The sequence below is a fragment of the Psychrobacter sp. 1Y4 genome, assembly GCF_051847555.1.
The window spans coordinates 1-1,043 of the sequence record NZ_JBPYDE010000162.1 but is presented as its reverse complement, the minus strand read 5'-3'; the positions used below and the strand labels follow the sequence as shown (position 1 = coordinate 1,043).

Below are 1,043 nucleotides of genomic sequence, written 5' to 3'. Positions count from 1 at the left end.
TTCTGATGAGCGCAAAAATCCAAAACCATCAGGAAGAACCTCAAGCACGCCATCACCATAGATAGCTTCACCGTTCCGCGCATGGGTTTTTAGGATAGCAAAGATAATGTCTTGTTTACGGCTACGCGCCATATTATCAAGACCCATTTCCTTGGCGATAGCCAATAGCTCAGCGATTGATTTTTTCTTTAATTCAGTAAGATTCATAGATAGGTCATTAGCAATTGATCAGATGAGAGATGCCATTAGCAGCACAAATCACGACAGTGATTAAAATAACGGTAATATGATGATATAGGTGTGAGCACAGCGCTGTATTTTATGTAGTTTTGGTTTTACATGTCTGCTTATGTACGCACTGCAATCACGGGATGCAAGGTCATAAGAAATAAGGATAAAAAAGGCTACATAAGAGTCTGCGTCAAAAACCCAATATCAGTAATTGCGTTTAGTCATTTTGTTCAGCAATGGTGTTTATAATGACGATTGTGTTTTTGTTGATAAACACGAGGAGAATAGCGACAAGATACTAGGAAAACAGTTGGTTTTCTCTTGTCAGCAGACTATACGGTCTTCACAATAGCGTTGTCAATAAATTTTGCCAAAAAAATCATATAATCAAGTTTTTTGCACAAAAAACAAGCAAAAAAGCCACTATCATAGTCAGATAATGGCTTTCTTGATGAGTCTATCTCGTCCGTTTAAAGTCATCTGAAACGAGTAGATTCAGCTTATAAATGCTTGTCTAATACTTTAGCTAGTTCAGCTTTTGGCTGTAGGCCCATGACTGAGTCAACTTTTTCGCCATCTTTGAAGACAAATAGCGTTGGGATGTTACGGATACCAAAACGGCTCGCTGCTTGTGGGTTGCTATCCACGTCAACTTTAACGATTTTAACTTTACCTTGGTACTCAGTCGCTAAATCTTCTAAAATAGGCGCAATCGCTTTACAAGGACCACACCAAGTTGCCCAAAAATCTACCAATACAGGCACATCTGATTCTAGAACGTCTTGGTCAAAGTTTGTGTCGGTAGTATTAAC

Annotated in this window: 2 protein-coding genes; both read right to left on the bottom strand. The window is 38.8% G+C overall.

Annotated elements, in window-relative coordinates; all coding sequences use genetic code 11:
• The coding region (locus ACS8FC_RS15000; protein ID WP_439297359.1) for a Rho termination factor N-terminal domain-containing protein at window positions 1-207 on the bottom strand (207 nt) is incomplete at its 3' end.
• Between the two features lie 524 nt (window positions 208-731).
• A partial coding sequence (trxA, locus tag ACS8FC_RS14995) for a thioredoxin (RefSeq protein WP_439297358.1) occupies window positions 732-1,043 on the bottom strand: 312 nt, incomplete at its 5' end.